Origin of the sequence: Melittangium boletus DSM 14713, from assembly GCF_002305855.1 — a bacterium.
In the GTDB taxonomy this organism is placed as follows: Bacteria; Myxococcota; Myxococcia; order Myxococcales; family Myxococcaceae; genus Cystobacter; species Cystobacter boletus.
The window spans coordinates 509,325-532,104 of sequence record NZ_CP022163.1; the positions used below are offsets into that span (position 1 = coordinate 509,325).

A 22,780-nucleotide genomic window follows, 5' to 3' on the forward strand; every position below is an offset into this window, starting at 1 on the left:
TTGCGCCCGGAGGCCTCAGCTGGTGCGGTTGGAGATCTCCGCGCGCGCCTGATCGGCGGCCTTGGTCAGGGCCTCCTGGCCATCCTTGAGGCGGGTGCGCAGATCCCCGCGCAGCTCCGCTCCCGGCTTGGGCGCCAGCAGCAGACCGACGCCCGCGCCCAGCAGCAAGCCGACGGAGAAGGCGCCCAACACGGGCAGCAGCGCGTCCGCGGAGCTCCGGCGCGTCTCCAGGCCGAGCAGCTCGAGCAGGTCATCCTTGTCCAGGTCCCGGAGGTCCTGGGCGGTGTTCTTCAAGTCCTTGAGGCTGAGCATCGTGACGACTCCCTAGGTAATGGGTGGAACAACGACGCGGACCCGCGAGGGGTCCTAAGAACGCTCCGGGCCGCCCGTGGCCGGAGGAGCACCCGTCCTGCCAGAGACCCGGCCGGCCCCCACCTCGACGCCGTGAAGGGCCGCCTCGGCCATACCGAGGAGCTCGTCCTTGACCATGGGAAGGGCCGCCAGCCGCACGCCCAGCCGCAACAGCCGGCCCGTGGTGCGCGTGAAGAGACCTCCGCCGAGCACGTAGCCCACGCCCACGGCCGCGGCCACCATCAGGTAGGGGTTGCGCTCCACGCGGCCCTTGAGATCCAACGTGTCGCGCAGATCCGTCACCGCGCCCCGCGCGTTGTCCCACAGGTGCTGGGCATCCGAGCCGATCTGATCCACCCGCTGGCCGAAACCCGGCTGATTGTCAGCCGACGGGCCGCCGGAACCCGCGGGGTTGCCATTGCCGGCATTCTGGTAGGTCGTCATGTAGGAACTCCGAATCTTCGAGAAGAGGGCGGGACGGCTACCGGCGCGACGCGATGCGGCCCACGATGAACCCCACCGCGATGGCCCCCAGCAGACAGGTGCCCGGATTGGCGCGGATGAAGCTCGCCGCGCGGGCGTTGAGGTCTTCCAGGTTGCGCCGGGCCTCGTCGATCTGGGGCAGCACGGTGTCCTGGAGGTGGCGGGCCTTGTCCTGCAGGTTCTGCGAATTGACGTCCATGAGAGGCATGTCCTCGTGAAGTGAAACTGGGTGGATGGAAGGTGGGGTGTGTCAGCGCCGTTGGCTATTGCCGATGACGAATCCGATGAAGAAAGCCGCGCCCACGCAGGTCAGGGGCCGGCGGAGCACCCACTCGCGCCAGTCGGTGCGCCACGCCACTTCCTCGCGCAGGGCGCTCATGGACTGGCTCAGCTCGGCGCGCGTGCGCTCGATCTCCTCGCGGATCTGCTCGGGCGAGCGCGGAGCGGACCGGAGCTTGATGGAATCAGCGGCCATGAGGCACCTCCTGGGAGAGCGCCGTCACGCTGCGGTTGAGTTCACTTTTGGTGTCGTCCATGACCTGGTGTGCCTTGAGCCGCTCGGCGGCCCGTTTGACGCCCACGACGCCGCCCACGAGGTTGAGTCCCCCGACCAGGGCGAGCGCGCCCGCGAGGCCCAGCCAACGCGCCAGCGCCACGGCCAGCCCGGCGCACACGAAGCCGTAGCCCACCAGGACGAACGGCACGAAGAGGGCGATGAGCGCCAGGTCCGCGCCCATCAATCGCGCGTCCTCCATCATCTCCGCGCGCGCCAACGTCAGGTGCTGCGTCACCAGCTTGGTGAGGCCCTCGGTCAACCGCCCGACCAGCGTGGCCAGTCCACGCTCCGTCTGCTCGCTACCCACTCCCATCTGCTCCCCGGTCGTCACTCTCATTTCAGGAGAGTCAACGTAGGGTGCTCCCGTTCTCCACGACAACCCCGGAGGTGGCGATCTGTCCACCGCACGTCAGCGGCCCCTCTCCATCGACGAGCGGGGACAGGGGCCTAACCGATGAGCTGCACGGGAGCGGCACTGGAGGCTTGCGTTTCCAGTTGCGTCCTGAAGCGCATCACCAGGGGCAGGTGATCCGACGCCAGCTCGGACAGGTCCGTCTGGTGGGCCCGGATGGACAACGGCTTGATGCCCGTGTCCACGTAGACGCGATCCAGGCGCAACAGCGGGTAGCGGGAGGGGTAGGTGCGCACGCTCACGTCGAGCTCCAGGGCCACGTCGTGGATGGCCTGGCGCGCGAGCCCGCGCACCGCACCGGGTCCCAGGTAGTTGAAATCCCCGCAGACCACGACCGGCTCCCGTTGAACCGAGTCGCGGAGGATGTCCGAGGACAGCAGCAGCGATTCCTGCCGGCGGCGCTCGCGGATCCCCAGGCCCAGGTGCAGACAGAAGACGTGCAGGAGCCTGCCGCCCCCGATGTCCAGATCGCAACGCAAGGCGCCCCGAGGCTCGCGGCGGCCCACGCTCAGGTCGTAGTTGTGGGACTGCCGGATGGGCAATCGGGACAGGATGGCGTTGCCATAGCGTCGGCCCTCCCGCACCACGTTGGGACCGAAGGCCATGTGCAGGCCCAGCATCGCCGCCAGATGCTCGGGCTGGTCCTCCCGAGGCGTCACGCCCCGGTAGTCCCCGACTTCCTGGAGGGCGATGATGTCCGCGTCGATGTCCCGCAGCACCTCGCCCACCCGCTCCAGGTCGAAGAAACCATCCGTCCCGATGCCACTGTGGATGTTGTAGGAGACGAGCGTCAGCTCCACGTCCTCTCCCGGGTCAACCCTGCGCGAGCCGCAGACGGTGCGCGAGCAGACGGGCCGCGTCCAGGGGCAGCGACAGGAGCCGGCTCGCGGCCTGGGTGGCATCCAGGATGCCCAGACGGACGGCGCGCAACTGGCGCCTCGCCTCGTCCAGCACGTCCTTGGGCGCCGTGCTCCGCTCCAGGATGGGCACCTCGCTCAAGGGCACCGCCCCGATGGGCTGGCCCCTGTTGGTCGCCGTGGGCTTGAGCGGCGCGTTGGGCGACAGACCCGCCAGCGCCTCGAGCTGGGCGTTCATGGCCCGCACGTGGAAGAGCTCCTCGGTCTCCGCGTGGTGCTTCCCATAGTGCGGCAGCTTGTCGTGACGGCGCTCCGATACCCGTTTCTCGGACAGGTGCTGCTTGTCCCGGCGGCGAAGACCACGGCTCGGGGTGGACTTGGCAACGGTGAAATGTTCGAAGCGAAAGGTGCGCGGCATCCGGTATCTCCCCCTCAGAAAACGCCCTGAAAATCCCCTCAGAAAACGGATACGGAAAACTAGGGAGTCGGCCTCCAGGAGGGAATGATGAAGCGCACGGGGCCCTGTCTGCCTGACTACTCCCTATGGGAACGAGAAGGCCTCTGTCTTGTTTCCGGCGATGGGCGCGGACAACTGGACGCTCGCGGAGAGGAGGACTTGCCGCGGCGCGGGTTCGTTGACGTCCCCCCGGCGAGCCCGCATATCTCGTCTCCGTGCCCCGTCTCCTTCCCCGGCTCCTGTCCCTTCTGCTGTTCGCCCTCGCCCTTCCCTCCCGCTCCGCCGAGGCGCCACCTCGATTGGTGCTCCAGCCCTCCCGGGCCCGGCCCGGGGATCCGGTCCTCGTCACGGCGCGAGGATTCCAGAGCGCCCCCACCGGAACGTTGGGAGAGCGGCCCTTGCGCTTCTACGCCTCGGGTGACGGCTTCCAGGCCCTGACCGGGCTTCCCGTGGAACAAATGCCCGGGTCGCTTCCGGTGAAGGTGGTGGGGCCCACGGCGGGAAGCGTGGCGCCCGTGGAGGTCCGGGCTCAGATGGACGTGGTGGAGCCCGGCTGGCGCGTGCGCACCCTGCAGGTGGCCAACAAGTACGTGAAGCCGCCTCCCGAGGTGCAGGCCCGCATGGAGGAGGATCAAGCCGCCTTCACCGCCGCCTTCTCGCAACCCTTCGCCGACCCCCTCTTCGCCGAGAACTTCTCCTTGCCCCGCAAGGCGCGGGTCACCGCCCCCTATGGGGATCTGCGCACCTTCAATGGCCAGAAGCAGAGCCAGCACTTCGGCACCGACCTGGACGGAAAGAAGGGCACGCCCGTGTACGCCGCCAACGCGGGCACGGTGGTGATGACGCGCGACAACTACGCCGCGGGCAACACGGTGCTCGTGCACCACGGAGCGGGCCTCTACACGTCCTACTTCCACCTGTCCGCCACCTCGGTGAAGTCCGGCCAGCGCGTCAAACGCGGTCAGCTCCTGGGCAAGGTGGGTGGCACGGGCCGGGTCACCGGCCCCCATCTGCACTGGGGCGCGAAGGTGGAGGGCCTGTGGGTGGATCCGCAGACGCTGCTCGCCATCGACTTCACCCCGGGCGGGGCCCCCTCCGCGGGCGCCGCGAAGTAGGGCGCACGAGCCGTCAGGCGCGCTTGCCCGCCTTCGGGCGGGTCCCGGACGACGTCTTGTCCTGCTTCCAGGACGTCTCCTGGAGGGCGGCGTTCGGCAGGACACCGCGAAGGAAGGATTCGGAGATCTGCGTGCGGGCCCGCTCCAGCGCCTCGGGACTGCGATCCTCCATCAGCCCCGACACGAAGGCGGTGAGCCCCATTTCGATGGAGCCGACGAGCAGGGACGCGCAGAGCATGGGATCCAGCTCCTCGCGCAACTGTCCGGCCGCCTGGGCGCGGGCGAACATGTCCGCGGCCATGCGGATGGTGTCGAGGAAGGCCTGCTGCCGGGTGACGACATGGCCGCCCGAGGGACTGCGGGCGATCTCCAGGATGAGCACCTTCACGGCTCGCGGGTCCACGCGGTAGGCCTCGAAGGCCACCTCGGCGATGCCGTGCACCTTCTGCTCGATGGAGGACGTCTCGTCCTCGGCCACCGCGCGCAGGCGCGTGACGAAGCCGCTCCAGCCCGTCGCGGCGACGGTCTCCAGCAGCTCGTCCTTGTTCTTGAAGTAGTGGTAGACGAGCCCGTAGGCCACGCCCGCCTCGCGCGCCACGTCCGCGATGCGGCAGCCGTGGTACCCCTTGCGCGCGAAGACGTCGATCGCCGCGCGCAGGATGGTGTGGCGGCGCTCACTCTCCCGACTCCCCGCCTCCTCCGACTTGCTCTGCCGCTGACTCACGCGCTGTCTCTCCTGGCGGGTTGATTCCAAAATCGGCCAGCCAGGACGCTACGGAGGCGGGGGCTCGGGGTCAATGCCCTTGGCGGGCCGCGTTACTTGAGGAAGATACCGAACACGCGCGGCGCGGTGACGATGGCCTTGTGTCCGGCCTCGGGAGACGCCGTGAAGGAGCAGAGCGCGTTCACCTCCCACTTGACCGTGTTGGCCGGGTAGTCCGGAGGCGGCGGATCATTGTTCGGGTCGCGGATGTCCTTGATGACGTAGCGCATGTACGAATAGGCCGGATAGGTGAAGGCCTTGCCCGTCCCGAGCTTCTCCACGGTGACGGGACCCACGGTACCCGACGTGCACCCATCATCATCCGCGTTGCGCGCGAGGCTGTTGAACCAGGGGTCGGACACGAGGAACGACACGGGCAGCGCACCATACTTGTCGATCGTCTGCTGAACGTTGTCGAGAGGATTGACCTGGAGGATGACGCGCTTGGACAGGGCGGCGTCCGCGTCACGCGCGTGGGGCCAGCTCGTCCACAGGATGCGCTCCTGGACCCAGATGAGGCCGACGGGATCGAACTTGCCGTTCTTGCCGTCCCACCTGCCGTTGCCGTTGGCGTCGACATAGCGCTCGCCGTTGTCCCACGTGCCGTTGTCGTTGTTGTCCACGAAGGGCTCGGTCAGGTCGATGAAGGGCTCGTTCTGATCGTAGACGCCGTTGTTGTTGAGGTCGTCGAACGCCTCCTCGCCCGTGGTGATGGCGATCATGCTGACCAGGTTGTCGCGCGGGTTGTTCGTGGGGGTGACGAGCTTGCCGTCCTTGAGCACCTGACGGACGGGATCCAGCCGGCGGGGCTCCACCAACGTGCCGACCTTGCCGAAGTTGGCGATGGGATCCTCGGACCACTCGAACGGGTGCATCCACAGGGGCGCGAGGTACTCACCGGTGTGGGTCGCGTCGTTGGTGGGGTTCCAGGAGAACGTGCCCGGCTCCACGTCCTCGGGCAGCGGCAGCGAGGTCTTGTAGAGCACCTGGGCGTTGCCCACCACGTCCGTGACGGACACGGAGCTGGGACCGATGGTGCCCGCCTCGGTGAGGAAGGACACCTGGGCGCCGGCGATACCGTCGCCGTTGCGATCCGCCACGTGGGCGGTGCAGTTGAGCTTCACGCCCGCGATGAGGTGGCGCGTGTCGTCATAGGCGCCAATGGCGTGCACGCCACCCGAGCCCGGTCCGGAGATGGGACCGCACTGGAAGGTGAACTGGCGGGCGGTGGAGTTGGAACCCGCGAAGGTGACCGCGGGGCTGGTGGCCGCCTTGTCGCCCACGCGGGCAACCACCACCACGGAGGACACACGGCCGCCCTTGGCCACCACCTGCGTGGAGGCGATGCCCGTGGTCGCATCGGTCGTGGCCTCCGGGGGGTTGAGCTCCACGTCGGTGACGGGGCCCTGGGCCTCGAAAGTCATGGTGACGCCCGGTTGCGGCTGCCCCCGGGAATCAATGGCGCGAAAGCGCAGCGTGGTGATCTCCCCCAGCCGAGGCTGGGCCGGCGACACATCCACGAACTCCAAGGTGGCCGGAAGCGGGGAGCCGCAAGCCGCGAGCACTCCGCTCGTGATCGCCACACATACGGCGAGACCCAGACGCATCAGAGAAGACTCCGGTCGAAGAGGAAGGAAAGCGGTACGTCAGTGACGCACAGCCAACACTTCCCATCTTCCCGGGCCCTCTGGCGTCCAGTCAAGCGAAGGCGGTGGGAGATCCACCGCCTCCGCTCATCAGGCCGCGGAGCCGTTGAACATGGCGCGAGCCACGCCCAGCAGGCGCTCCACATCCCGAGGCGTCAGGCCCCGCGCCCGGGCGAAGTCCGACAACGGCCGCAGCAGATCTTCCGTCTGCGCCGGAGTCTCCTCCGTCCCGGCGAAAAGTTCGCCCAGGCTGACGCTCAGGGCGTTGGCCAGGGCGGCAAGGGTTTCCACATGGGCCACGCGCTCGCCCCGCTCGATCATCGAGAGGAAGGAGACACTGATTTGAGCCCGCTCCGCGAGTTCTTCTTGGGTCCAGCGCTCCGGGCGCTGGGTGCGAAGTTCACGAATGCGCTGTCCGATACGTTTTCCGAGTTCCGACACGAAAGACCTCGTCCTCCTCAAATGGGGGAATCATTCAGGGAGTGAAGAACCATGCACCCACTGCCGGGATTCCTAACCCCCGGTTCCAAACGTTCCAACTCCGGCTACCGTCAAGTTGAGGCCGAAGTCTGGAATCGCTCGTCCCCTTTGCAACCGAGCGATCCCCTCGACGCGCCAACAGTTACAAGCCGGAGCGTATGATACTCCAATCCACTGCTGACTGAGAGGAGACTCGCTACGAGACTGCGGTTGGACGATGACCTCGTACCTCAAACCGAGTCCAAAGCCGAGTTTTGCTTCGGTCCCGGCCGTCAGGAACTGTGCCCGCTGGGGGCTCTGCCGAGCACTCCCCACCAGGCCATCCAGGCTCCGGCGCAGGCGATCCGACCCCACGCCTACCAGATCGTCATAACGGGCATAGATGTCGCCATTGGGCACATCCACGCGGAAATCCGCGCTCAACTGGGCGATTTGATTGGAATTCGGGTCGTAGCGCAGCGTGCCGCCCCCGCTGATCGAACCCAGTTGGGCGGAGAGTCTGCCAAAGGTGTCACGTGTCACGGGATCCGACTCCAGGACCGACCCCTGACCAAACGTAGGGGCATGTCGTGACAGGTCGAACCCCTGCCCCACCGTCAACCGGAGGAGCTCTCGCCGGGTGTTCTCCTTCCGGAAGCGGAGCGTCTGATTCAACTCCACCACGGCGTGCAGGAAGCGGCGAGCCACTCCCGGCGCGGTGATGGGCAGGGCGGAGTCGATCTCGTCATAGGGCTGGCCCGGGAGTTCCGGCGCGGCGCCCGGCGAGGGCAGGTCTCCCCACACGAGGGGCACGTAGCGCAGCGACACGGACGGCTCCAGGGAGTGCTGGAAGGAGACGCCCGCGATGTCGAAGGTGCGCGACAGCCGCGAGTCCACCACCAGGTCCAGGAGGGGGTAGCCGCGCTGGGCGGTGCGGCCCGAGACCTCGCCGAGATAGAAGTCCTGGCGCAGCGAGAGCGCCGGAGACAGCCGCGCCCAGGGACCCAGGGCGAAGGACGTGGACACGCGGGGATTCACATCGATGCGGCTTCTGGCCTCCCGGTCCGCGCCATCGAAGAGGCCGTTGCCCTGGGCTGGATCCGTGACGCTATCGGCACCGGGCTCGAAGCGGCCATCCAAGCCCTCGTCGCCGAACGAGGAGAACAGCGGAGACAGGCGGGAGAACTCCACCCGGGCCCCACCGATGAACCGGCTGTCGAACAGGGGCCGCTCGGCCAGCACCCAGCTGATCGCGGGCAGTTTCTGGAAGGTGCGAGGCGCGGCGGGGATGGGACTGGAGACGGCCCCGGTGGGTGGCGAGTGCTCCCCGAGCAGCGAGTAGCCCCAGCGGATGTCCTGACGCAGGCCCACTTCCAGGCCCACCCATTGATCCTCGCTCCGGCGGTAGAGCACGCCCGAGCTGCGCAGGTACTGGTTCTCGCGCGCCACGATGTCGGCGGTGACGTCGCGCGTGTAGAAGCCGTCGGAGACGGCGAAGGCATCGATGCGGTCGTACCAGCCACCACCCAGGTCCTGGCGGTGTTGGAGCGAGGCCTCGCCCCGGATGCCCCGCCGCGCGCGGATGAGCTCGCCGGCCTCGTCCAGGTAGAAGCCACCCGTCACCGGGTTGCGCACGGGTTGCAGGTCATAGAGCAGGCCGAGCGTGGCCCGGCCCTCGGTGCCCACGGAGGGCATGTAGCGGAACTCGGTGAGCAACCGCGGCCCGCGGATCCCCGTCGTCCGAGGTTCCTCGCGGGTGATGGTTTCCCCGGCGAGGGTGCGGTTGACTTCCTGCTCGGAGGCTCCCAGGTAGAAACCCGGGGAGAAGGTCAGATCGTAGCTGCGCCCGAGCGTGAGGAAGATCGGCTGCTCCAGCGAGAAGCCGTTGAGGCTGCTCGTGGTGGGCTTGGGGATGAGCAGGCCCGAGCGCCGCTCGGCCAGGGGCAGGTAGAGCCAGGGCAGCGCGAACACCGGCACATCGTGCACATACACCACGGGCAAGGTGAGCGAGGCGCGCTCACCCAGCACCACGCTGCCCTGGCTGGCTTCCACGCGCCAGGAGGGTGGACCGTCCTCACACAGACACGGAGCGAGCGCGATCCCCTCCACCTGGAAAGAATCGTCCCCGATGCGCTTGATGCGCGAGCCGCTCAGCAGCACGGGCGTCTCGCCCAGGTCGCGCAATTCCTGGGGCGTCTGGGCGGCGCGAAGCTGCTCGGGGGTGACGCCGCGCTTCTGCATGAAGAGACCCCCCTTGGCGCTGGCCTCGGAGGACTTGAGATCGACCGTCACCTCGTCCGCCACGGCGGCCATCTGGCCGCTGACGAGCATGACGTTGCCCTTGGCCACGGCCGTCTCGTTCGCCTGGTCGTAGACGACCTCGTCGGCGCGCAGCAGCGCCGTGCCCGAACTCAGCCGGGTGTGCCCATGCGCGGTGAGCACCCGCTGCTCCGGATCGTACAGGACGTGGTCGGCGGACAGCTCCACGGCCTGACCCGTGGGCAGTTGCAAGGGGGTGTACGGGGGCAGCTGTGCCGAGACGAGCAACACGGCCGCCACCGGCATCAGCAAGCTCATGGCCCGCCCCCCTATATCAACATCAACGACGGGCGGGGCGCGGGAACTCGATCGACAGCTCGTTGCCCTGCTGGTGCGTCTGGTACGGCACCTGCTGCTTGAGCCGGATGGCCACGCGCACCGTCTGCGAGGGGCCCGGCTCCGCCTCCACCCTGTTCACCACCGTGTCGAAGAAGGAGGTGTCCAGCATGCGGGTGTTGTTCACATCCACGCGGGTGTTCTCCAACTCCAACACCACCATCCGCTCCCCCTTCGAAACCGAGTAGCGCACGGGCTCGTCGGTGCGGATGAAGATGCGCGAGGACTCCGCCTCCTGCTTGAAGCCCACCAGCGTCAACATCTTGCGGCGCGAGGACACGGCGGCCCTCGAGCCCTGCTCCGCCTGGGCGACGCGGGCCTGACGCGCCTCCTCCCTCAACCGCTGCTTCTCCTCGGCCGCCGCCTGTGCCTCCTCACGCCGGGCTTGGGCCTCCTCGCGCCGCTTCTGCTCGGCCGCCGCCCGCGCCTCCGCCTGCTGACGCTGCCTGGCCTCGGCCGCGGCCTGGGCCTCCGCGTCACGACGAGCCTTCTCCTCCGCGGCCTGGCGGTTCTTCTGCTCGGCCGCCGCCCGCGCCTCCTCCTGCTGCCGCTGCTTCTCGGCCTGGGCCGCGCGCTCCGACTGGAGGCGCTGCTGCTCGGCCTGCTGGGCCGCCACCCGCTTGGCGTCCTCCTGCGCCTTGCGATCGGCTTCGGCACGCGCCTCGGCCTGCCGCCGGGCCTCGGCCTCCGCATCGGCCGTGGCCTTGGCCGCCTGGGCCGCCGCCGCTTCTTGACGCTTGCGCTCCTCCTGGGCCGCTTGCGCCGCCTGGGCCGCCGCCGCGTCCTGACGCTTGCGCTCCTCCTGGGCCGCCTGCGCCGCCTGGGCCACGGCGCGCTCCTCCTGCGGCTCGGCCCCCGTAGCCTGGGGAGCCTGCGCTGGGGTCGTCCCGGGCGTGGTGGTGGGAGTGGGAGTCGTGCCCGTGGGAGCCGCCGCCACGACCGCGCCTCCACCTCCGGCCACGCTCACCACCAGGGTGTTGCCACGGGCCTGGATATCGGTCTCCACCTCGCGTGCGTAGCCGATGAGCACCCGGGCGATGGACGAGTCATCCGAGCCATAGCCCGCTGTCCGGATGGCGGTGATGGTGCCATTGCCCACCGGGATGTCCTCCTTCACTCCGGAGAAGGTGGCCTCGGCGATGTCGATGACCAAACGGGGCGGATCCGTCAGGCTGAAGGTGGTGAAGTTGGGCTTCTTCGTCCCGACGATCTCCACCGTCCCTCCCCTCACGTTCACGCTCGTGATGGAGTTGAGGTTGCCCGCTTCCTGAGCCAGCGCCCGGGCAGGGCCCAGCACGCACGAGAGCAGCGCGAGGACGAGGACCTTCAGGGACGACTTCTCGATGAACGAACGCATGCCACTTCGAAGGTAGCACGCGCCATTCTGGCTCCAACTTTCCCGTGGAACTCTCCGTCCGCGGCTTCGCGCTACCGCAGCCGGGGCAGCGAGGGCTTATTATGGGTGCGGTGGGTGCGCGCGTACTCGATGAGGTTCTTGATGTCGTAGCAGATCTGCCGGATGTCGTGCCCCATCGTCAGCTCGAGGTGGCTGTTGCCCTTCACCGGGCGCCACAGCAGGTACTCGCTCTTGGCCGCGTGGTACACGCTCCGGGTGGATTCCAGGGAGGCCAGGGGGTCCATGTCCCCGAAGATGATGGCGATGGGGATGCTGATCTTCGAGAAGCCGCGCTTGAAGTCGAACCCCGTGCGGTAGCAGACCATCTCCCCGCCGCAAATCCACCGCACGAACTGCTCCACCACCTTGCGGGGCTCGGGCTCACCGCCCTCGCGCAGGAGCCAGCGCACGTCCTGGGCGCTCGCCCGGGCGGGATTGCTCAGCCGGTTGACGCGGGTGGTGATGTAGTTGAAGAGGGGCTGTCTCTCCGCGCGGGCGAGCAGCCGCTCGGCGAACTTCAGCCAGTCATTCATGGGGATGACGTGGAAGCGGTGCTGCGCGGGGGCGGCCTCGGGCTCCAGCCATCGGGCCAGTCCCGCGTGGAGCGAGGACGCGCCCTTGGCCAGCAGCTGGCGCCCCTTGTGCCCTAGGCGCTTCTCCAGGTTGATGCCAGCGAGCAGCATGTCGATGCTCGCGCCGACCGCGGGCGCCCACATCGACAGCATCCGCAGCATGAAGGCGCCCCGGCCGAGGTCCGCCGCGGAACCAATGGTGATGAGGCCCTCGAAGTCGTCGTGGATGCCCGCGTAGCCGTAGCCGAGCATCCCGCCCATGGAGTGGCCACAGTAGAAGATCCGCTCGCGCCGGGTGATGCGCTTGACCCCCGACACCGCCGCCGGCAGGTCGTAGAGGAAGTAGCTGTCGATGTCCCAGCCGTAGTCCAGATCCGGCGGCAGGGGACGGCGGAAGCGCGCGGCACGCTCCTTCTGGAACTCGATGGAGCTCTTGCCGTGGCCGCGCAGCTCCAGGATGTGGATGTCCACCCCGAAGAACAGCAGGTTCTTGACGAACTGCCCGCTCGTCCAGGCATGCCGGTTCTGGGAGAAGCCATGCACCAACAGCAGGGGCTCGCCGAACAGGGGCTGGGCGAAAGGCTGTTTGACGGGGCGGTAGCGGGTGATGACCAGCGACCAGCCGTCCGCGGTTTCCACGACGTACTTCGTCTTCTGGTAGAGCGACCGGAAGTCGACCTCGTCGACCGTCGGTGTATGGGGACCCGTCGGAGTCGCCGCTCTCCAATCCGGCAAGCGCATGGTTTCAACCTATGAACTGTGATGCAATGCGCCAAGGTTTCCACACCCCTTGGCGCGCACGGAACCGACTAGGAACAGTGAACCCGTGCACAGGATAACGTCTTCGCTCGCCGCCTGGGAGTGCGCTCCGGCGAGCGCCGCATCCAAGGAGGGGTAGGCACGCACGTCGGCGCACCAGGAGCGCGCCTCGTCGACGTAGCGCTCGGGGGGGAGCGAGCGCGGGGTCTCCAGGGGTGTCAGGTGCACGGAGGCGCATGCGGGGAAAAGGGCGCGCAGCATGGGGCCCCGGTCCTTGTCCGCCACCACCCCGAAGACGCAGTGCACCCGGCGGCCAGGGTACAGCGAACGCAGGCCCTCGAGGAGCACCTGGACCCCCGCCGGGTTGTGCGCTCCATCCAGCACCACGGGTGGAGAGCCCCCCAGGTCCTCCAGCCGTCCAGGCCAACGTGCCCCGGCGAGACCCGTGCGGATCGCCTCCGAGGGGACCTGGAGGCCCCGGGACATCAGCTGCTCCAGCGAGGCCAGGGCCACGCCGGCGTTCTGACGCTGGTGAACGCCCCTGAGACCCAGCGTCAGCGCGTCGAGGGACAGCTCCCGCCCCTGGTAGGCCAGCGAGCCATCGGGCCTCGCCGTCAGGCAGAAGTCACGGCCCTCGAGTACCAGGGGCGCGCCCACGGTCCGGGCGGCGCGCTCGATGGCGGCGAGCGCCTCGGGCTCCTGGCGGCTCACCACCACGGGAACGCCGGGCTTGAGGATGCCGGCCTTTTCCCCGGCGATGGCCTCCAGGGTGTTGCCCAGGTACTCCGTGTGATCGAAGGACACCGGGGTGATGGCGGTCACGAGCGGATGACACGCGCGGGTGGCGTCCAGACGGCCTCCCAACCCCACCTCCACCACGGCCACGTCCACCGCCTCGCGCGCGAAGTGCCAGAAGGCCACCACCGTGCCGAACTCGAAATACGTGAGCGAGGTGGCCGCCTCCGGGTGCCGCTCCAGCACCTCCAGGATGCGCTGGCCGAACACCTCGTCCGAGATCTCCACGCCGTCCACGCGGATGCGCTCGTTGACGCGAACCAGGTGCGGCGAGGTGTACAGCCCCACCCGGTGACCCGCCGCGTGGAGGGCCGCCGACGCGAAGGCGCACGTGCTCCCCTTCCCATTGGTTCCCGCCACGTGGAGCGCGGGAAAGCGACGCTCCGGGTGGCCGAGCGCTTCCAGGGCCGCCTCCACGCGCTCCAGCCCGAGCTTGATGCTGGAGGGACTGAGGCGGGAGAAGAACTCCAGGGCCTCGGCGGGGGTACGGGGCGTCATCGGGCGGGGCGGCGTCTACCCGAGCAGCTGGATGACCTGGTTGAGCTTGGCGCGCAGATCCTTGCGCGGGACGATCGCGTCGAGCATGCCGTGCTCCACGAGGAACTCGGAGCGCTGGAAGCCCTCGGGAAGCTTCTGGCGGATGGTCTGCTCGATGACGCGCGGGCCGGCGAAGCCGATGAGGGCCTTGGGCTCGGCGAGCATGACGTCTCCCAGCCACGAGAACGAGGCCGCCACGCCGCCCGTGGTGGGGTGCAGCAGCACGGAGATGTAGGGCTTGCCCACGTTGCGGAAGCGGGCGATGGCCGCGCTCGTCTTGGCCATCTGCATGAGGGAGAAGATGCCCTCCTGCATGCGCGCGCCGCCCGAGGCGGAGAAGACGATGGCCGGGCACTTGAGCTCGTGCGCCCGCTCGAAGACGCGCGTGCACTTCTCGCCCACCACCGAGCCCATGGAGCCGCCCATGAACTCGAACACGAAGCAGCCCACCGACACCTGCTTGCCCTCGATGCGGCCCACGCCCGAGATGAAGGCGTCGTTCTCGCCCAGGGACTTGCGCGTGGAGCGGAGCCGGTCCTTGTACTTCTTCGAGTCGGAGAACCCGAGTGGATCCTGCGGCTCGAGCTCCTTGTCGAACTCCTCGAAGCTGTCCGGATCCAACAGCGACGCCAGGCGGGCGCGCGCCGGCCACGGCAGGTGATGATCGCAGTGGGGACAGACGTTGAGGTTCTTCTCCAGCTCCTGCCGGTAGAGGATCTCATCGCAGTTCTCGCACTTGGCCCAGAGCCCCTGCATGCGGCTGGGGGCTTCGATGGGCTCGGGAGTGGTGGCGATACGGGGCTTCTTGGAGAACCAGGCCATGGGAGGCCCCGGTTAATCCCACTGCCAGGGAGCCGTCAACTCCCAACCCTAGAACTCGAAGGTGTCCCCCAGCTCCAGCACCTCCACGGGCATGTTCGCCACTTCCTTCTTCACCTGCTGCACGAAGGCGGGCTTGAGGTGGTAGAGCAGCACGCTCGTCCCCTCGTCGCGCTCGAACTTCTCCAGCTCGCTCTGGAGCGTGCGGGGAGTGAGATGCCCGGACACGTCGGCCAGTTGCTGCAACGCGTTGGGAAAGCTCGTCTCGATGAGGAGCGCCTTGAGCGTGGGCGTCTGGTTGAGCACCTTCCAGAGCTTGTCCGTGGGGCCCGTGTCCCCGCTCATGGCCAGCGACGAGCGGCCCCGGGTGATGACGAAGCCGCACGACTCCACCGGGTGGTGCACCGGCACGGACTGCACCGTGTAGGGACCCACCTGGAAGGTGCTCCCCGCCCGGAAGGCCTTGATGCGCAGCACGGGCTCCTTGCGCGTGGGAATGCGCGTGAAGTCCGGCCAGAGCGCGTTGTTGAACATGTTCTCGCGCAGGGCCCGGGCGCACTCGCGCGAGGCGTGGATGGTGACCGGCTTGTCCCTCCGCCCGATGATGAGGTCCGCCATCAGCGGCAGATCCTTCACGTGATCGAAGTGGCTGTGGCCGACGATGATGTCGTCCACCTGGCACAGCTGCTCGAGCGACAACGTGCTCGTGAGCGCGCCCGCGTCCAGGGCGAGCACGTCGTCCACGAGGAAGCACGTGGTGCGGCACGCGGGAAGCTCACCCCCATGGCAGCCTAGGATCTGGAGCTTCACGCTAGAGGTCTCCGAACTTCCACTTCATCTCCAGGTATTGGAGGAAGTCGTGGAGGCGGGCCGTATCCTGCACGGTGAGCCTGTCATCGCCGAGCGCCACCAGCCCCGCGCGATCCAGCCGGCTCAACACGAGCCGGATGGCGGGCTCGCCCACGCCGAGCTGCCGGGGCAGGTCGCGCAAGCCCAGCTCGATCTCCATCCCCTCGTCGGTGGGGATTCCTCGCGTGCGGCACGCCTGCAGCACGTGGTGCACCACGCGGCTGGTGGGATCTCCGTGCAGCAGATTCTCGATCTGGGCGTCCGCCTCGGACAGGCGCTCGGCCAGCTTCTTGATCATCCGCACGGCGATCTCCGCGTTGCCGCGGATCATCCCCTCGAAGGTCTTGGGATCGATGACGAGCAGCTTCGCGTCCTCGCTCACCGTGGCCGTGGCATTGCGCGGCCGGTTGGAGATGATGGCCATCTCGCCGAAGAACTCCCCCGGGCCGAGCACCGCCAACACCTTCTCCTCGTCGCGCACGCGCTTGGAGATGGCGATTCGTCCCGACTGCAGGACGAACATCTCCTTGCCCGCCTCTCCCTCGCGGAAGAGGGTCGTGCCCTTCGAGAACTCCTTGCCGAAACGTTGAAAGAGGGTTTCCTCGGCGCCCATCGCGAGCGCGAGTTAAGCCCTCCGCATCAATAGGGTCAAATTCCGTCTGGTCCTCCCCTCGCCCGCTCCAGGTGTCGCCTAGACACCCACCTGATGGGAATGGAGACAGGGGGAGGGCAAAGCCGGTACAAGGCCGGGCGTGGGAACGACCTACAAGCAGGCGGGAGTGGATATCGAGGCGGGGGATGCCTTCGTCGAGCGCATCAAGCCCCATGCGGCGCGCACGATGAGGCCCGAGGTCCTGGCCGGGGTGGGCGGGTTCGGCGGGCTGTTCGCCCTGCCACCGGGCAAGTACCGCGAGCCGGTGCTGGTGGCGGGCACGGACGGGGTGGGCACCAAGCTCAAGGTGGCCTTCCAAGCGGGACGACACGGCACGGTGGGAGTCGACCTGGTGGCGATGTCCGTGAACGACATCCTCACGTCCGGCGCCGAGCCGCTGTTCTTCCTGGACTACTTCGCCACCGGACGGCTGGAGGTGGACGCCGCGGCCGAGGTGGTCAAGGGCATCGCGCAGGGGTGTGAGCAGGCCGGGTGCGCGCTCCTCGGCGGAGAGACGGCGGAGATGCCGGGCTTCTACGCGCGGGGCGAGTACGACCTGGCGGGCTTCTGCGTGGGCGTGGTGGAGCGCTCGGAGATCATCGACGGGCGGAGCGTGAAGCCGGGCGACGCGCTCATCGGGCTGGCGTCCTCGGGCCTGCACTCCAACGGCTACTCGCTGGCGCGCAAGGTGCTGCTGGAGGACGCGAAGCTGGCGCTGCACGAGGTGCCCGAGGGCCTGGAGCGGCCGCTCGTCGACGCGCTCCTGGAGCCCACGCGCATCTACGTGAAGGACGCGCTCGCGTTGATGAAGACGGTGAAGGTCAAGGGCTTGTCGCACATCACCGGCAGCGGCATTCCAGGCAACCTGCCGCGGTGCCTGCCGGACGGGACGCGGGCGGTGCTCGACGACACGGCCTGGAAGCGCCCGCCCATCTTCGATCTCATCCAGCGGCTGGGCGGTGTGGCGCGCTCGGAGATGTACGACACCTTCAACATGGGCCTGGGCCTCATCGCGGTGGTGGCGCGCGAGGACGTGGCCGTGGCGCTCGCCCTGCTGGAGGCGCGCGGGGTGGAGGCCTCCGAAGTGGGCCGGATCGAGGCGGGCGAGGGAGAGGCCACGGCGGTCATCACGCCATGAGCGGCCGCGCGAAGCTGGGCGTGCTGGTGTCGGGCGGAGGCAGCAACCTGCAGGCCCTGCTCGATGCGTGCGCCCGGGCGGACTTCCCCGCCGAGGTGGCGCTCGTGGTGTCCAACGTGCCCACCGCGTTCGCGCTCCAGCGGGCGCGGGACGCGGGGGTGGAGGCGCGGGTCCTCGATCACAAGGGCTTTGGCGCACGGGCGGACTTCGAGCGGGCGCTGGGAGATCTGCTGGTGGACGCGGGGGTGGAGTGGGTGTGCCTCGCGGGCTTCATGCGCCTGCTCGGCGCGGACTTCCTCGGACGCTTCGCGGGCCGGGTGCTCAACATCCATCCGTCCCTGCTGCCCGCGTTTCCGGGCCTGCACGCCCAGCGGCAGGCGCTCGACAAGGGCGTGAAGGTGGCCGGGTGCACGGTGCACTTCGTGGACGCCGGCATGGACACGGGCCCCATCATCGCGCAGGCGGCGGTGCCGGTGTTGTCCGGAGACGACGAGGCGGCGCTGTCCGCGCGCATCCTGAAGGAGGAGCACCGGCTGTACCCGCTGGTGGTGAAGCTGGCCGTCACGGGAGGCGTCCGGCTGGAGGGCGGACGCGTGGTGTCCCCCCTCGGTCCCGCCGTGGGCGACAGCAGCCTGCGCAACCCCGGCGAGCCGGGCTGACCCCGCACGGAGCCCCCGAGGCGCATGGCCACCATCGTGGGACATTCCATCGAGCCGCCCGACACGTGCGGCTACCTGCCCGACCAGCTCGCCTCGCTGGAGCAGGTCTTGATGAAGGACGTGACCCCCGAGGAGTATGAGCGGCTGCTCACGCGGGGCTGGCGCCGCTTCGGCCCCATGTACTTCCGGCCCGCGTGTCGGGACTGCGCCGAGTGTGTCTCGTTGCGCATCCCCACCGCGACCTTCCAGCCCAACCGAAGCCAGCGCCGGGCGCGCGCCGCGTGTGCCCACCTGCGCGTGGAAGTGGGGCCGCCCCGCGTGGACGAGGAGCGGCTGGCGCTCTACCACGTCTGGCACGGCGAACGGGAGCAGACGCGCGAGTGGAACGCCTCGCCCCTCAGCGCGCGGGACTACTTCCTGCAGTTCGCCTTCCCCCACCCCTCGGCGCGGGAAGTGGCCTACTACGACGACACCGCCGAGGGCGGCCCCAAGCTGGTGGGCCTGGGCATCTGCGACGAGACCCCCCACGCCTGGAGCGCGGTGTACTTCTTCTATGATCCGGCCTACGCGCGCGCCTCGCCGGGCTCGGCCAACGTGGTGTTCCAGGTGGAGCTGGCGCGCAGCCGGGGCATTCCGCACGTGTACCTCGGCTATCGCGTCCAGGGCTGCGCGTCCCTGCGTTACAAGGGCTCGTTCGGCCCCCACGAGCTGCTCGAGGGCCGTCCTGGTCCGGATGAGTCGCCCCGGTGGAACCCCGCGAAGGAGCCCGGGAACACGCCTCCGTGAACGGCCCTATCCATCGGCCCCCAGCCGCCAGCCCCACATCCGCGTGTACTGCCGCCGCAGAACGCTGGCCGGGGCCAGGCGGATGGACTGCTCCCGCAGCCAGACCCCCACGGGTTGGCGCCACTGGCCGATGACGCCAAAGCGCCACGAGAGCTGTTGCAGCCACCGGGTCCGTGCCTGACGCACGCGTTCGTAGCGCCGAAGCCCCTCCACCGGCTCCGCCCCCCGCTCCAGCGCCAGGGCCAGCACGCCCCCATCCTCGATGGCCGAGCACGCCCCCTGCCCCATGTTGGGCATCATCGGATGGGCCGCGTCGCCCAACAGCGTCACGCGTCCCCGCCCCCATTGCCCGAGCGGCAACCGGTCCAGCAAATCGTTGCGCAACAGGTCCGACTCGCGCGTGGCCGCGATGAGCTCCGGAAGGGGCGCATGCGCCGTCCGGAAGAGGTCTCCCAGGAAGGCCTTGTCTCCTCCTGGCACGGCCTTTCCCTGGGGCCAGTCGGCGGTGGCCCACCAGTACACCAGGTCCTCGCGCACATGGCCCACGCCAAAGCGGGCCCCTCGTCCCTGCGTCTCCTGCAACAGCCCCAAGGGCAACTCCGGATGGGAGAAGCCACGCGCCAGCCCGCGCCAGCACGGATGGCCCGCGTAACGAAGGGCTTCTCCCGGATGGAGCTGAGCCCGCACCACCGAGCGCAACCCGTCCGCGCCCACCAGCACCTCCCCCCTCGCCTCGCGTCCGTCCTCGAAGCGCGCCACCACGCCGTTCCCGTCCTCCTCGAAACGCGACAGGCGGGCCCCCAGGTGGACGCGAATTCCGGCCCCCAGCGCCTCGTGCAGCGCGCCATGCAGGGACGCGCGGTGGAAGAGCACGGCGGGCACGTCCGTCCCGGGGACGTCCTCCGCGCGCTCGCGCACCAGCGCCCTGCCCTCCCAGGTGCGCATCTCCACCCGCGACAGAGTCACCCCCCGCTCCACCACCCGCTCGAGCCCCAGCCCGAACAGCACGCTCATGGCGTTGGGGGAGATCATGATCCCCGAGCCGACCTCCCGCAGCTCGGGGGCCTGCTCGAAGACGTCCACCTCCCAGCCCCGCTGGCCCAGCGCGAGCGCCGCCGTCAGCCCCCCCACTCCACCGCCAATGATCAACGCCTTTCGCCTCGGCTCGCTCATGTCCACCCCCTCCGGGCCATCATGATCCATGCCGAAGCGCCCCCGGGAGTGGGAAAGCGCTGCGAGGCTCCGGGCAACGTGTGTAGTGTGCGCGACGCGATGCCGATGCCCGCCGCCAGACCCAAGCAACTCCCCTCGACCACGGCCCCCTCCCGGCACGTCTACGACGTGATCGTCCTGGGCAGCCAGCTCGGAGGGGCGCTCGCCGCGGTGATGCTCGCCAAGCGGGGCTATGGCGTGCTGCTGGTGGAACACGATGGGACCGGGCCGGGCTACGAGCATGGGGGCTACCTGCTGCCCTACGCCCCCTTCATCGCCCCGTCCCTCAAGACGATGCCCGCGGTGGAGGAGGCCTTCACCGAAGTGGGCCTCACCACGGAGCTGCAACGCCACCAGCAGCCCCATGTGCCCGAGTTGCAACTGGTGATGCCGCATCACCGGCTGGACCTGCACGCCGACCCGGCCCGCCGGAGCGCCGAATTCGTCCGCGAGTTCGGGAGCGAGGGCGAGCGCGTCCTCGCGGACCTCTCGGCCTCGCTCCGGCAGCACGAGCCGTCCGACGCCTTCTTCAAGGAAGAGCCGCCCCTGCCCCCCGATGGCCTGCTGGAGGCCTGGAACCTCAAGCGCCGCCGGGGTCAGCACCCGGGCCTGGAAACGGAGCTGCGGCTGGCGGGCGAGGACGCCCCCTCCCGGCTGTTGCGCGGCCTGCGGCCCTTCGCCGTCCACCTGGATCACCCCACCTCCGCCCTGGCGCGCACCCGGCCCCTGTCCCAGGCCCTGCAGACCCCCTGGCGCTACCCGGGTGGGCGCGATGGCCTGCGGCAACTGCTCTTCGAACGGCTCCAGGAGCTGGGCGGAGACCTCCTGAGCTCCAGCAACACGGACACCTACGTGGTCGAGGAGCTGCACTTCGAGGGCAGCCGCTTCTCCGGGGTGAAGCTGCTGCGCTCGGACACCCTCTACCGGGCCTCGTGCCTGGTGTCCGCCACGGACGCGGGCGCGCTGCGGCGCCTGATGACGGGACGCAAGAAGCACCGCGGCCTGAGCGATCAGCTCGATCAGTCCACCATCAAGTCCTTCCTCTTCGCGGTGAACTGGGTGGTGCCCGAGGCGATGCTCCCGCGCGGCATGGGCGAGCTGTTGCTGCTGGACACCGAGGACGCCGAGCTGGGCGCCCTGCTCGTGCAGCTCCACCCGGCCCGCTCCGCCGACGGCAAGGAGGATCCCTCGCTCCGGGTGGTGTGCGCCGGGGGCTTCGTGCCCGCGAGCGTCCGGGACCTGGGCGAGAGCTACCTGCAGACGCTCGCCCAGCGCATTGACGCCCACCTGAACACCTTGATGCCCTTCACCCAGGGCAAGCGCCTGCTGCGCTCGGCTCCCTACCTGGACGCCAGCGCCGTGCGCGGCAGCCGGCTCATGCCCCACCCCCACTACGTCGTCGACGCGGAAGCGGCCCTGGGCGTCACCGGTTTGAAGCAGCAGACGCCCACCAAGAACCTCCTGCTCGCGGGGCGCGAGGTCCTCCCCGGACTGGGGCTGGAGGGCGAGTTCCTGGCCGGCATCCGCGCCACGCGCCTGATCCAGGAGATGCTCAAGAAGAAGCCCGTCCTCCGGCGCTGAGGCCGGATCTGGCTGGATTTTCCAGTGGTTTGTGGGTAGGGTCCCGCCCCTCTCAGGTGGGCGTCTGTTAAATTGCCCCTGATTTCAAGGAGTTAGTAGTCATGGCCTGGAAATGCGACCTCTGCGGCAAGCGGCCGCTGGTTGGCAACAACGTCAGCCACGCGAACAACAAGACCAAGAAGCGGACCCTGCCGAACCTGCAGAAGATCCGGGCATCCGTGAACGGCACTCCGACGCGCGTGCTCGCCTGCACCCGCTGCATCAAGGCCGGCAAGATCACCAAGGCGGCCTGAGCAGGGCCGTGGGCTCGCGGGTGGGAAGATCGCGCTCGACACGGAACGCGCTCCCCCCCACCGAGCAGTTGCACCCCTTGGCGGAGGATCTCGACCTCGTCTCTCCAGAAGAGGTCGTCCGCCGTCTGCATCGGGAAGACGAGGCCGCTGTCCGAGCGGTCCGCCCCGCGCTGAAGGAAGTGGCGCGAGTGGCGCGGGCCGTGGCGGATGCCCTCCAGGCAGGTGGCCGCCTCCTTTATATGGGCGCGGGAACCAGCGGGCGCCTCGGCGTGCTCGACGCGAGTGAGTGCCCTCCCACCTTCGGTGCCTCCCCTCAACAAGTCCAAGCGGTGATCGCCGGTGGCCGCCGGGCGGTGACGCACGCCGTGGAAGGCGCGGAGGATGACGCCGAGGCGGGGCGAGCCTCCGTGATCCGGCTGCGCGTGAATCCGAGGGACGTGGTGTGTGGCATCTCCGCGAGTGCCCGGACTCCCTTCGTGCGGGGAGCCCTGGACGAGGCACGCCAGCGGGGCGCTCGCACCGTCCTGGTGTGCTGCAACCCACCGGACCCGGAGCTGTCGGTGGACCACGTGCTGCTGGCCAGGACGGGGCCGGAGCTCGTCGCGGGCAGCACGCGGCTCAAGGCGGGGACGGCGACGAAGTTGATCCTCAATGCCCTCACCACCACGGCCTTCGTCACGCTGGGCAAGGTCTACCGGGGGCGCATGGTGGACGTGCGGCCCACCAACCAGAAGCTGCGCGCGCGCGCGGCGAGGATGGTGGCGGAGCTGACGGACCTGACTCCGCCCGCCGCTCAGCGGCTCCTCGACGCGGCCGGCCACGAGGTGAAGCTCGCGCTGGCCATGCACTTCACGGGCTTGTCCGCCACCGAGGCCCGGCGGCACCTGGAACACACACCCCTGCGAGCCCTATCCACCGCGAAGCGCCCCCGGAAACGGCGGTCCTCGGACTGATTCACGCGGGACGTGCACGGGGCTT

At 69.1% G+C, this 22,780-nt stretch carries 25 protein-coding genes; 7 read left to right on the forward strand and 18 right to left on the reverse strand.

Annotation, left to right across the window (positions count from 1 at the left end; genetic code table 11):
- Positions 1–15 precede the first annotated feature (15 nt).
- The 7 genes from MEBOL_RS02165 to MEBOL_RS02195 form a co-directional block, all read right to left on the reverse strand.
- The gene (locus MEBOL_RS02165) at positions 16–312 is read right to left on the reverse strand and encodes a YtxH domain-containing protein (protein ID WP_095975850.1); all 297 of its coding nucleotides are present in this window, start codon (positions 310–312) and stop codon (positions 16–18) included.
- 54 nt (positions 313–366) lie between these two features.
- Positions 367–795 carry a hypothetical protein gene (locus MEBOL_RS02170; RefSeq protein ID WP_095975851.1) on the reverse strand — a complete coding sequence of 143 codons (429 nt, stop codon included), beginning with the start codon at positions 793–795 and terminating at the stop codon, positions 367–369.
- 37 nt (positions 796–832) lie between these two features.
- Positions 833–1,033 carry a hypothetical protein gene (locus MEBOL_RS02175; protein ID WP_095982532.1) on the reverse strand — a complete coding sequence of 67 codons (201 nt, stop codon included), beginning with the start codon at positions 1,031–1,033 and terminating at the stop codon, positions 833–835.
- A gap of 51 nt (positions 1,034–1,084) precedes the next feature.
- Positions 1,085–1,309: a DUF3618 domain-containing protein gene (locus MEBOL_RS02180; RefSeq protein ID WP_095975852.1), complete on the reverse strand. Its 225-nt coding sequence runs from the start codon at positions 1,307–1,309 to the stop codon at positions 1,085–1,087.
- A complete protein-coding gene (locus tag MEBOL_RS02185) occupies positions 1,299–1,727 on the reverse strand; it encodes a phage holin family protein (RefSeq protein ID WP_245919379.1) in 429 nt (142 codons plus the stop codon). The genes MEBOL_RS02180 and MEBOL_RS02185 overlap by 11 nt, the downstream gene beginning before the upstream one ends.
- A 110-nt stretch (positions 1,728–1,837) precedes the next feature.
- Positions 1,838–2,602: an endonuclease/exonuclease/phosphatase family protein gene (locus MEBOL_RS02190; protein ID WP_095975854.1), complete on the reverse strand. Its 765-nt coding sequence runs from the start codon at positions 2,600–2,602 to the stop codon at positions 1,838–1,840.
- A gap of 13 nt (positions 2,603–2,615) precedes the next feature.
- The gene (locus tag MEBOL_RS02195; RefSeq protein ID WP_095975855.1) at positions 2,616–3,077 is read right to left on the reverse strand and encodes a hypothetical protein; all 462 of its coding nucleotides are present in this window, start codon (positions 3,075–3,077) and stop codon (positions 2,616–2,618) included.
- A gap of 254 nt (positions 3,078–3,331) precedes the next feature.
- Between MEBOL_RS02195 and MEBOL_RS02200 the strand changes: the two genes are divergently transcribed.
- The gene (locus MEBOL_RS02200) at positions 3,332–4,231 is read left to right on the forward strand and encodes a M23 family metallopeptidase (RefSeq protein WP_095975856.1); all 900 of its coding nucleotides are present in this window, start codon (positions 3,332–3,334) and stop codon (positions 4,229–4,231) included.
- A 13-nt stretch (positions 4,232–4,244) separates the two neighbouring features.
- On the opposite strand, the gene MEBOL_RS02205 is transcribed toward MEBOL_RS02200, so the two are convergent.
- From MEBOL_RS02205 to MEBOL_RS02250, 10 genes are all read right to left on the reverse strand, one after another.
- On the reverse strand, positions 4,245–4,955 hold the full coding sequence (locus MEBOL_RS02205) for a TetR/AcrR family transcriptional regulator (protein ID WP_095975857.1): 711 nt from the start codon (positions 4,953–4,955) through the stop codon (positions 4,245–4,247).
- A gap of 92 nt (positions 4,956–5,047) precedes the next feature.
- Positions 5,048–6,601 carry an Ig-like domain-containing protein gene (locus tag MEBOL_RS02210; RefSeq protein WP_095975858.1) on the reverse strand — a complete coding sequence of 518 codons (1,554 nt, stop codon included), beginning with the start codon at positions 6,599–6,601 and terminating at the stop codon, positions 5,048–5,050.
- Between the two features lie 129 nt (positions 6,602–6,730).
- Positions 6,731–7,081, reverse strand: coding sequence for a helix-turn-helix domain-containing protein (locus MEBOL_RS02215; protein WP_095975859.1), 351 nt, complete (start codon positions 7,079–7,081; stop codon positions 6,731–6,733).
- A 72-nt stretch (positions 7,082–7,153) separates the two neighbouring features.
- Positions 7,154–9,676, reverse strand: coding sequence for an LPS-assembly protein LptD (locus MEBOL_RS02220; RefSeq protein WP_095975860.1), 2,523 nt, complete (start codon positions 9,674–9,676; stop codon positions 7,154–7,156).
- Between the two features lie 22 nt (positions 9,677–9,698).
- Positions 9,699–11,111, reverse strand: coding sequence for an AMIN domain-containing protein (locus MEBOL_RS43545; protein ID WP_281256631.1), 1,413 nt, complete (start codon positions 11,109–11,111; stop codon positions 9,699–9,701).
- A gap of 71 nt (positions 11,112–11,182) precedes the next feature.
- Positions 11,183–12,463: an alpha/beta hydrolase gene (locus MEBOL_RS02230; RefSeq protein ID WP_095975861.1), complete on the reverse strand. Its 1,281-nt coding sequence runs from the start codon at positions 12,461–12,463 to the stop codon at positions 11,183–11,185.
- A gap of 9 nt (positions 12,464–12,472) precedes the next feature.
- On the reverse strand, positions 12,473–13,774 hold the full coding sequence (locus MEBOL_RS02235; RefSeq protein WP_179956368.1) for a bifunctional folylpolyglutamate synthase/dihydrofolate synthase: 1,302 nt from the start codon (positions 13,772–13,774) through the stop codon (positions 12,473–12,475).
- Positions 13,775–13,789: 15 nt separating this feature from the next.
- Complete coding sequence (gene accD, locus MEBOL_RS02240; protein WP_095975862.1) at positions 13,790–14,635, reverse strand: acetyl-CoA carboxylase, carboxyltransferase subunit beta; 846 nt, start codon at positions 14,633–14,635, stop codon at positions 13,790–13,792.
- Positions 14,636–14,683: 48 nt separating this feature from the next.
- On the reverse strand, positions 14,684–15,442 hold the full coding sequence (locus MEBOL_RS02245) for an MBL fold metallo-hydrolase (protein WP_095975863.1): 759 nt from the start codon (positions 15,440–15,442) through the stop codon (positions 14,684–14,686).
- Between the two features lies 1 nt (position 15,443).
- A complete protein-coding gene (locus tag MEBOL_RS02250; RefSeq protein WP_095975864.1) occupies positions 15,444–16,094 on the reverse strand; it encodes a Crp/Fnr family transcriptional regulator in 651 nt (216 codons plus the stop codon).
- A 139-nt stretch (positions 16,095–16,233) separates the two neighbouring features.
- Here MEBOL_RS02250 and purM point away from each other — a divergent pair, with 139 nt between their 5' ends.
- The 3 genes from purM to MEBOL_RS02265 are packed head-to-tail and all read left to right on the forward strand — an operon-like array spanning position 16,234 to position 18,716.
- A complete protein-coding gene (gene purM, locus MEBOL_RS02255) occupies positions 16,234–17,271 on the forward strand; it encodes a phosphoribosylformylglycinamidine cyclo-ligase (RefSeq protein ID WP_095975865.1) in 1,038 nt (345 codons plus the stop codon).
- A complete protein-coding gene (purN, locus tag MEBOL_RS02260; RefSeq protein WP_095975866.1) occupies positions 17,268–17,930 on the forward strand; it encodes a phosphoribosylglycinamide formyltransferase in 663 nt (220 codons plus the stop codon). The genes purM and purN overlap by 4 nt, the downstream gene beginning before the upstream one ends.
- A 24-nt stretch (positions 17,931–17,954) precedes the next feature.
- Positions 17,955–18,716 (forward strand): arginyltransferase, encoded by a 762-nt coding sequence (locus MEBOL_RS02265; RefSeq protein WP_095975867.1) that lies wholly within the window; start codon positions 17,955–17,957, stop codon positions 18,714–18,716.
- A gap of 6 nt (positions 18,717–18,722) precedes the next feature.
- On the opposite strand, the gene MEBOL_RS02270 is transcribed toward MEBOL_RS02265, so the two are convergent.
- Entirely contained in the window at positions 18,723–19,889 is a 1,167-nt protein-coding gene (locus MEBOL_RS02270) for an FAD-dependent monooxygenase (protein WP_157774717.1), read from the reverse strand.
- Between the two features lie 105 nt (positions 19,890–19,994).
- Between MEBOL_RS02270 and MEBOL_RS02275 the strand changes: the two genes are divergently transcribed.
- The 3 genes from MEBOL_RS02275 to murQ all read left to right on the forward strand — a co-directional run bounded on the left by MEBOL_RS02275 (position 19,995) and on the right by murQ (position 22,755).
- The gene (locus MEBOL_RS02275; RefSeq protein WP_095982535.1) at positions 19,995–21,509 is read left to right on the forward strand and encodes a phytoene desaturase family protein; all 1,515 of its coding nucleotides are present in this window, start codon (positions 19,995–19,997) and stop codon (positions 21,507–21,509) included.
- A gap of 101 nt (positions 21,510–21,610) precedes the next feature.
- Positions 21,611–21,802: a 50S ribosomal protein L28 gene (gene rpmB / locus MEBOL_RS02280; protein ID WP_095975869.1), complete on the forward strand. Its 192-nt coding sequence runs from the start codon at positions 21,611–21,613 to the stop codon at positions 21,800–21,802.
- A gap of 20 nt (positions 21,803–21,822) precedes the next feature.
- Positions 21,823–22,755 (forward strand): N-acetylmuramic acid 6-phosphate etherase, encoded by a 933-nt coding sequence (murQ, locus tag MEBOL_RS02285; RefSeq protein WP_095982536.1) that lies wholly within the window; start codon positions 21,823–21,825, stop codon positions 22,753–22,755.
- Positions 22,756–22,780: the final 25 nt, after the last annotated feature.

Bases quoted from the DNA above. Each gene is read 5' to 3' on its own strand.
- rpmB (WP_095975869.1), top strand. From the start codon at position 21,611: ATGGCCTGGAAATGCGACCTCTGCGGCAAGCGGCCGCTGGTTGGCAAC.
- MEBOL_RS02180 (WP_095975852.1), bottom strand. From the start codon at position 1,309: ATGGCCGCTGATTCCATCAAGCTCCGGTCCGCTCCGCGCTCGCCCGAG.
- MEBOL_RS02170 (WP_095975851.1), bottom strand. From the start codon at position 795: ATGACGACCTACCAGAATGCCGGCAATGGCAACCCCGCGGGTTCCGGC.
- MEBOL_RS02270 (WP_157774717.1), bottom strand. From the start codon at position 19,889: ATGAGCGAGCCGAGGCGAAAGGCGTTGATCATTGGCGGTGGAGTGGGG.
- MEBOL_RS02175 (WP_095982532.1), bottom strand. From the start codon at position 1,033: ATGGACGTCAATTCGCAGAACCTGCAGGACAAGGCCCGCCACCTCCAG.
- MEBOL_RS02235 (WP_179956368.1), bottom strand. From the start codon at position 13,774: ATGACGCCCCGTACCCCCGCCGAGGCCCTGGAGTTCTTCTCCCGCCTC.
- MEBOL_RS02185 (WP_245919379.1), bottom strand. From the start codon at position 1,727: ATGAGAGTGACGACCGGGGAGCAGATGGGAGTGGGTAGCGAGCAGACG.
- MEBOL_RS02250 (WP_095975864.1), bottom strand. From the start codon at position 16,094: ATGGGCGCCGAGGAAACCCTCTTTCAACGTTTCGGCAAGGAGTTCTCG.
- MEBOL_RS02210 (WP_095975858.1), bottom strand. From the start codon at position 6,601: ATGCGTCTGGGTCTCGCCGTATGTGTGGCGATCACGAGCGGAGTGCTC.
- MEBOL_RS02220 (WP_095975860.1), bottom strand. From the start codon at position 9,676: ATGAGCTTGCTGATGCCGGTGGCGGCCGTGTTGCTCGTCTCGGCACAG.
- MEBOL_RS02275 (WP_095982535.1), top strand. From the start codon at position 19,995: ATGCCCGCCGCCAGACCCAAGCAACTCCCCTCGACCACGGCCCCCTCC.
- MEBOL_RS02165 (WP_095975850.1), bottom strand. From the start codon at position 312: ATGCTCAGCCTCAAGGACTTGAAGAACACCGCCCAGGACCTCCGGGAC.
- accD (WP_095975862.1), bottom strand. From the start codon at position 14,635: ATGGCCTGGTTCTCCAAGAAGCCCCGTATCGCCACCACTCCCGAGCCC.
- MEBOL_RS43545 (WP_281256631.1), bottom strand. From the start codon at position 11,111: ATGCGTTCGTTCATCGAGAAGTCGTCCCTGAAGGTCCTCGTCCTCGCG.
- purN (WP_095975866.1), top strand. From the start codon at position 17,268: ATGAGCGGCCGCGCGAAGCTGGGCGTGCTGGTGTCGGGCGGAGGCAGC.
- MEBOL_RS02265 (WP_095975867.1), top strand. From the start codon at position 17,955: ATGGCCACCATCGTGGGACATTCCATCGAGCCGCCCGACACGTGCGGC.
- MEBOL_RS02195 (WP_095975855.1), bottom strand. From the start codon at position 3,077: ATGCCGCGCACCTTTCGCTTCGAACATTTCACCGTTGCCAAGTCCACC.
- MEBOL_RS02230 (WP_095975861.1), bottom strand. From the start codon at position 12,463: ATGCGCTTGCCGGATTGGAGAGCGGCGACTCCGACGGGTCCCCATACA.